Source organism: Nocardia macrotermitis, assembly GCF_009604405.1.
Lineage (GTDB): Bacteria > Actinomycetota > Actinomycetes > Mycobacteriales > Mycobacteriaceae > Nocardia > Nocardia macrotermitis.
The window spans coordinates 147,589-154,314 of record NZ_WEGK01000019.1 but is presented as its reverse complement, the minus strand read 5'-3'; the positions used below and the strand labels follow the sequence as shown (position 1 = coordinate 154,314).

The window sequence follows — 6,726 nt, the reverse complement described above, 5'->3', positions numbered from 1 at the left end:
AGGGCTAATCGGAAGAATTAACCAGAGTCCGAAAACCATGGCAAAAAATCAAACACCAGCAAAAGTATTTGCTGACTAAATGTCCGACACTCCCACACGGGGGTGCAAGAGGCCGGAACCAATAAAAAATTGGCACTGACATTCATCGACACACTATTGAGTTCTCAAAGAACACACGCACCAGAATCTCACCGGCGTGAACCGGGTCTCGATCGGCTGGGCAACTTTTACAGCTTAGCTCAATCCGAGTGGCGAAACCAAATCCGCACTCTCGGTTGATCCAGTGTGATCGTCAGGCGCTCTCGTACTACCTCGTGTCCCGGGCCTCTCGGCTCCGGGTCGGTGTCCGCGTCGCTGACTTGGAATAAGTTACGTGGTGCCGCTTACCATGTCAAATCGCCTGGTCAGGAGCGGTTTCCCACGCGGTGTACCTCCGCGCCCAGCGAGCGCAGGTTCTCCACGAACCTCGGATAGCCGCGATCGATGTGGAAGACGTCGTGCACCTCGGTGACGCCGTCGGCCACCAGACCCGCGAGCACCAGACCCGCGCCGGCCCGGATGTCCGAGGACCACACCGGCGCGCTCGACAACCGCGGGATGCCGCGCACGACCGCGTGATGACCATCGGTGCGGGCGTCAGCGCCGAGCCGGATCATCTCCTCCACGAAACGGAACCGCGCCTCGAACACGTTCTCGGTGATCATCGAGGTGCCGTCGGCGATCGCGGCCAGGCCGATGGCCATCGGTTGCAGATCGGTCGGGAAACCGGGGAAGGGCAGGGTCGCGAAGTTCACCGCGCGGGGCCGCTCGGGCTGCACGACGCGAAAACCGTCCGGCTCGAACGAGATTCGCGCGCCCGCCGAACGCAACTTGTCCAGTACCAGCGACAGATGCTTGGGGTTGATCCCCTGCACCCGCACATCACCCAGCGTCATGGCCGCGGCGATTCCCCAGGTGGCGGCGACGATCCGGTCGCCGATCACCTGATGGGTGGTCGGCGAGAGCTTGCGCACGCCCTCGATGGTGAGCACCGAGGTGCCCGCGCCACCGATGCGTGCGCCCATCCTGGTCAGCATCGTGCACAGATCGACGATGTCCGGTTCGCGGGCGGCGTTGTCGATGACCGTCTCGCCCTCGGCGAGCACCGCCGCCATCAGGATGTTCTCGGTCGCGCCGACGGACGGGAAGTCCAGCCGGATCCGCGCGCCCTGCAATTCGTCGGCGCGCGCGACCACGCAACCATGCTCGATCTCGCTGGTCGCGCCCAACAACCGCAACCCCGTCTGGTGCATGTCCAGCGGACGGGAGCCGATCGCGTCACCGCCGGGCAGGGCGACCACGGCCCGGCGGCACCGGGCCATCAGCGGACCCAACACACAGACCGAGGCGCGGAACTGGGTCACCGCGGGGAAATCGGCGTGGTACTTCGGCTCGGCGGGAGTGTCGATGGTGACGACGGAACCGTCGACGGTCACATCACAGCCCAGGCCGCGCAGGACCTCGGCCATCAGCGGGACGTCGAGGATGTCGGGGCAGTTCGTGATCGTCGTGGTGCCCTCGGCGAGCAACGCCGCGGCCATCAGCTTCAGCACGCTGTTCTTCGCGCCGCCGACCTCGACCTCACCGACGAGTCGACTGCCACCGGTCACCAGGAACCGTTCGCTCAAGACTCCACCCCGCTGCCGCTCGGCTCCGTCGTGCGCGCCGCACGCCGCGATTTCGATTCGCTCGCAAGCTCGCTCACAGCGCCCCCCGAACGGGGCCGGCCTGCGCGGGACGTGCCGCACGCTGCGTCGGTGGTTGACTCACGGGGGCCAGCCTAACGGGCAGGACCATCGGTCGTGGCCTCTCTATCGGTCTCCGATTGTCCGGCGGCGCCAGGACGCCACAGGATGTCACCGTCCGGATTGGCCACCCGGCCGAGGATGAACAGCAGATCCGACAACCGGTTCAGGTATTTCGCGGGCAGCACGCTGATGTCGTCGGGGTGCGCCCGCACCGCGGACCACGCCGCACGCTCGGCCCGGCGCACCACCGTGCGCGCGGTGTGCAGCAGTGCGGCCAACGGGGTGCCACCGGGCAGGATGAACGAATTCAACGGCGCCAGTTCGGAATTGAACTCGTCGCAGTAGCGCTCGAGCCGATCGATGTACGGCTGGGTGATGCGCAGCGGCGGGTACTTCGGCTCGGCGACGACGGGGGTGGATAGATCCGCGCCCGCGTCGAAGAGGTCGTTCTGGATCTGCCGCAGCACCTCGACCAGTTCGGGTGCGGGCTGTCCCAGCGCAATTGCGACACCGATCGCGGCATTGGCCTCGTCGCAGTCGGCGTAGGCGATCAGCCGCGGGTCGGTCTTGTCCACTCGCGAGAAATCGCTCAGTCCGGTGGTGCCGTCGTCGCCGGTCCGCGTGTAGATCCGCGTCAGGTGCACACTCATAATCCCCCGCCTCTCCGGGTGTTCTGCACGATCGATGGGTGTTTCGTCCGGATCAGCCCGGACGTCGCCGGATCCGCTCGGACGGACGGGACTCCACCCAGGACAGGAAGGCCGCGAGCGCACCGCGATCGAGTGCGAGCTCGTAGCTGCCGTCACCGTCGGAAACCGCGATCACGATGATGTCGTCGGTCATGATGTCGTACTCGTCGCCGACCGGGCCGCGTCGATCGACCACCTCGATACCGAGGCGTCGGATCGAGGAATCCGCACCGAATTTCAGGCTGGTCAGCTTGTAGAAGACCAGCTGATCCTCGCCGTACCGGATCAGGCCGTGCCGCCAGCCCTGACCGCCCTTGGCCGGGAGTACCCGCAGGATGGCCGCCGTTCCGCCGCGGCGCAACATCAGCAATCGGTAGAGCGAGGCCAGCCCGAGACCGACGAGCACCAACACCAGAATGATCAGCAACGCCATTCCGGTCCGCAATCCAGGTCCGTCCCTTCGCTAAAGCCCCTGATGCCGGTGCGAGTGGCGTGCCATCCCGTACAACGTCACTGTGTGGGCGAGTCTACAAACATCCTCGCACCGGAAATCGGCCGGTACACCCGAGTTGCGGGACCCTGCCCACGCGACCCGGCGCGAATTCGTCGCAACCGCGAAAGATGAACGCGCACAAGGTGATCCGATTCCCCTCGAAAGACGACGGCGACCGAGTCACCAGCGCACACGCACTGGAACCCGGTCGCACGTCGTGATCCATCCGAGCCAACAGCCGGGACTCAGCCCATCGTGAAGGGCGCTCCCCACACCGAGATGATGCTCTCGCCCGCGCTCGTCGAGACATCGGCGAAGGTGAACGCGCGGGCCTGCGCGTAACCACCGCAACCGTTGACCGCGAAGGTTTCATCGGTCCAGCTGACGCTGGCGTGCGAGCCCTTCACCGTGGGGTGGGCCTTGTGAGCCTCGTTGCCGTAGTCGTCGGGCTGTTCGATGTCGAGCAGGTACCGCGTGACGGCCTGGCCGGGGGCGAGGGTCAGCGTTTCGGTGGCACCGACGGACGGGGCTCCCGGTGTGAGCCCGCTGCTACTGGTGGTCGCGGACTCCGAGGCCGAGTCACTGTTGTTCAGCCCCGAGATGTCCACCTGACACCCGACGACATACCCCGGGTTGAGCTGAATCTGCGCCGACGACGCCCCCGGCCCGGAGACATCGACGACCACCCGCGCGGAAGTCCACACGTTGCGATGCAGCGGCGTCGACCCCATCGACCCGCTGACCTTGGCCGACTGATCCAGCAGCGACATGTGCACGACGGTGCCGTCGCCGAGGGTCCGGGTGATGACCGTGTTCGGCTGCCGCATGAACGCATCGGCGTTCGCCGCACCGGACGCGGACAATCCCAGCCCGACGGCCACCGCCGTCACCAGACCGATCACGCGGCCACGTCGCACAGATTTGCCGTAAATCATGTGTTTCCTCTCGAAAGGTGACGGTGTGATCAGCCGATGCTGAACGGCTGGCCGTAGAGAGTGACCTTGTGATAATCGGGTCCGACGACCTCGACGACCGCGAACTGGCGGGCCTGCGCATATCCGGCGCAACCCTGGATATCCATCGGAACGTCCTGGTAATTCAGGTAGTAGCGTCCGGACTTGGTCATGTCCTTGTTGTTGATCTGCACCCACTTCACCTCGCCGGGGCTGATCGGGAAGGACAGGCCCGCGGCGACCGTCGGCGTCGTGGACAACGTCGCGCCGAGGGACGGGCCGAACGATCCGAGCGCCACCTGGCAGCCGACGAGGTAGCCGACCGTCAGGCCGGACGCGCCGTGCGTCGAGGAGTCGTTCGTACCGGAGTTGTTCTGGGCGCCGTTGTTCGGGCCGACGGTGCCGTTCGGAGTCTGGATGTCGACGGTGACATCGCCGCTGACCCACGTCGTGCGTCCCGCGCCGTTGGCTGCCAGTGACGGTGAGATCAGGGCGTGCTCACCGGTACTGGTGATTTTCACGCCGGGGCCTTCGATATGGCCGTTGGGCAGTCGCACGAAAGTGTCCGCTCGTGCGGCGCCCGGAGACCACAGGCCGATTGCCGTAATGGCGACGCCCATTCCCACCGCAATACGCGTGAACCAGGAACGGCCACTTGCTGAATACTTGCTCATTCACTCCCCGCATCCTCATCGCGAGGCCGCAATAGTCCAGCTCATAGCGGCCACGCTGTGCCAACCAGTTGGGTCATCAGATGAAGCTGAAGTATTGCTGCGGGTCAAATTACACGAGTGTAGGCAGGGGCTACAATTCGGGGCCCGAAACTCCGGAGAACGTTGCCGCGTACCCGAAATTGATTGTCGCAAAACAAAAACCGCGCGACGTTCCGGAAATGTCCGAAACTGCCGCGCGGCTTGTCGAATTCAGTTGTCCCGAAGAAGATTTCAGGGGCGAGCGCTCAACTCCACTGCCCGCAGACGACCTTCCGCGGCATTCTTGTCCCGTTCCGACGCATTCGGATCGGCGACGATCGCCCGCTGGGCCTCGACGTCCACATCCTCCGCGAAATCCGCCGTCTCGGCCAGAATTCGCACGGTCGCCCCGGTCACGGAGAAGAACCCGCCGTTCACCGCGGCGACGATGCGCTCACCCTCGGTGCCGACGATGGTCACGATGCCGCCCTCGACCAACTGGCCCAGGACCGGCTCGTGGCCGTGCAGAATACCGATCTGCCCCTCGGTGGTCTGGGCGCTGACGAAACTCGCCTGTCCCGACCACAACCGTCGCTCGATGGCGACCAGGTCCACTGACATATCCGCCATGTTGGGCTACTTCCCGGCGATCTTCTTCGCAGCCGCCTCGACGTCGTCCAGGCCACCGCAGGAGTTGAACGCCTGCTCGGGGAAGTGGTCGAACTCGCCCTTGCAGACGCGTTCGAAGTCGTCGATGGTCTGCTCCAGCGGCACGACCGAACCCGGCTGACCGGTGAACTTCTCGGCCACGATGAAGTTCTGACCCAGGAACTTCTCCAGGCGACGCGCGCGACCGACGAGGACCTTGTCCTCCTCGGAGAGCTCGTCCATACCCAGAATCGCGATGATGTCCTGCAGTTCCTTGTACTTCTGCAGGATGCGCTTGACCTCGTTGGCCACCGCGAAGTGGCGGTCACCCAGGATCGAGGCCTCCAGAATGCGGGAGGTCGAGGTCAGCGGGTCGACGGCCGGGTAGATACCCTTCTGCGAAATCGGGCGGGAGAGCTCGGTGGTCGCGTCCAGGTGGGCGAAGGTGGTCGCCGGGGCCGGGTCGGTGTAGTCGTCGGCGGGAACGTAGATCGCCTGCATCGAGGTGATCGAACGACCACGCGTCGAGGTGATGCGCTCCTGCAGCTGACCCATCTCGTCGGCCAGGGTCGGCTGGTAACCGACGGCCGAGGGCATGCGGCCCAGCAGGGTCGAGACCTCGGAACCGGCCTGGGTGAACCGGAAGATGTTGTCGATGAACAGCAGCACGTCCTGGTTCTGCACATCGCGGAAGTACTCCGCCATGGTCAGCGCCGAGAGCGCCACGCGCATACGGGTCCCGGGCGGCTCGTCCATCTGGCCGAAGACCAGGGCGGTGTCCTGCAGCACGCCCATCTCTTCCATTTCCAGGTGGAGGTCGGTGCCCTCACGGGTACGCTCACCGACGCCCGCGAACACCGAGGTGCCGGAGAACTCGCGCGCGATACGGGTGATCATCTCCTGGATCAGCACGGTCTTGCCGACACCGGCGCCACCGAACAGACCGATCTTGCCGCCCTTCACGTACGGGGTCAGCAGGTCGATGACCTTGATGCCCGTCTCCAGGATCTCGGTCTTGCCCTCGAGCTGGTCGAACGGCGGCGGCTCGCGGTGGATGCCCCACTGCTCGCCCTCGCGGCCCAGGCCGGGGGTGTCCAGGCAGTCGCCGAGGGCGTTGAACACGTGGCCCTTGACGACGTCACCGACGGGCACCGAGATCGGCTTGCCGGTGTCCTCGACCTCCACGCCGCGGACCAGGCCGTCGGTGGGCTGCATCGAGATGGTGCGAACGATGTTGTCGCCCAGGTGCTGCGCGACCTCGAGGGTCAGCGTCTTGGCCACCGAGGGCAGGGTGACCTGCGCGTGCAGGGCGTTGTAGAGCTCGGGGATCGAGCCCCGGGGGAACTCGACGTCGACGACGGGGCCGATGACTCGGGCGACGCGGCCTGTACCAGCGCCCGCCCGGCTCTTGTTGTCTTGAGTGACAGCTGCGGTCATTGTTCTCTTTCTGGGGTGGGCAGGTGG

At 65.4% G+C, this 6,726-nt stretch carries 7 protein-coding genes; all 7 read right to left on the bottom strand.

The window, feature by feature from the left end; all coding sequences use genetic code 11:
* Positions 1-404 precede the first annotated feature (404 nt).
* The 7 genes from murA to atpD all read right to left on the bottom strand — a co-directional run bounded on the left by murA (position 405) and on the right by atpD (position 6,699).
* Positions 405-1,667 carry a UDP-N-acetylglucosamine 1-carboxyvinyltransferase gene (gene murA / locus NRB20_RS32445; RefSeq protein WP_153415218.1) on the bottom strand — a complete coding sequence of 421 codons (1,263 nt, stop codon included), beginning with the start codon at positions 1,665-1,667 and terminating at the stop codon, positions 405-407.
* Positions 1,668-1,819: 152 nt separating this feature from the next.
* Entirely contained in the window at positions 1,820-2,437 is a 618-nt protein-coding gene (locus NRB20_RS32440) for a cob(I)yrinic acid a,c-diamide adenosyltransferase (protein ID WP_153415217.1), read from the bottom strand.
* Positions 2,438-2,489: 52 nt separating this feature from the next.
* The gene (locus NRB20_RS32435) at positions 2,490-2,909 is read right to left on the bottom strand and encodes a DUF2550 domain-containing protein (protein WP_194290088.1); all 420 of its coding nucleotides are present in this window, start codon (positions 2,907-2,909) and stop codon (positions 2,490-2,492) included.
* Positions 2,910-3,214: 305 nt separating this feature from the next.
* Entirely contained in the window at positions 3,215-3,904 is a 690-nt protein-coding gene (locus NRB20_RS32430; RefSeq protein WP_153415215.1) for an MspA family porin, read from the bottom strand.
* A 29-nt stretch (positions 3,905-3,933) separates the two neighbouring features.
* Positions 3,934-4,596: an MspA family porin gene (locus NRB20_RS32425; RefSeq protein WP_153415214.1), complete on the bottom strand. Its 663-nt coding sequence runs from the start codon at positions 4,594-4,596 to the stop codon at positions 3,934-3,936.
* Between the two features lie 270 nt (positions 4,597-4,866).
* Positions 4,867-5,244, bottom strand: coding sequence for a F0F1 ATP synthase subunit epsilon (locus NRB20_RS32420; protein WP_153415213.1), 378 nt, complete (start codon positions 5,242-5,244; stop codon positions 4,867-4,869).
* 6 nt (positions 5,245-5,250) lie between these two features.
* Positions 5,251-6,699 carry a F0F1 ATP synthase subunit beta gene (gene atpD, locus NRB20_RS32415; protein ID WP_153415212.1) on the bottom strand — a complete coding sequence of 483 codons (1,449 nt, stop codon included), beginning with the start codon at positions 6,697-6,699 and terminating at the stop codon, positions 5,251-5,253.
* Between the last annotated feature and the right edge of the window lie 27 nt (positions 6,700-6,726).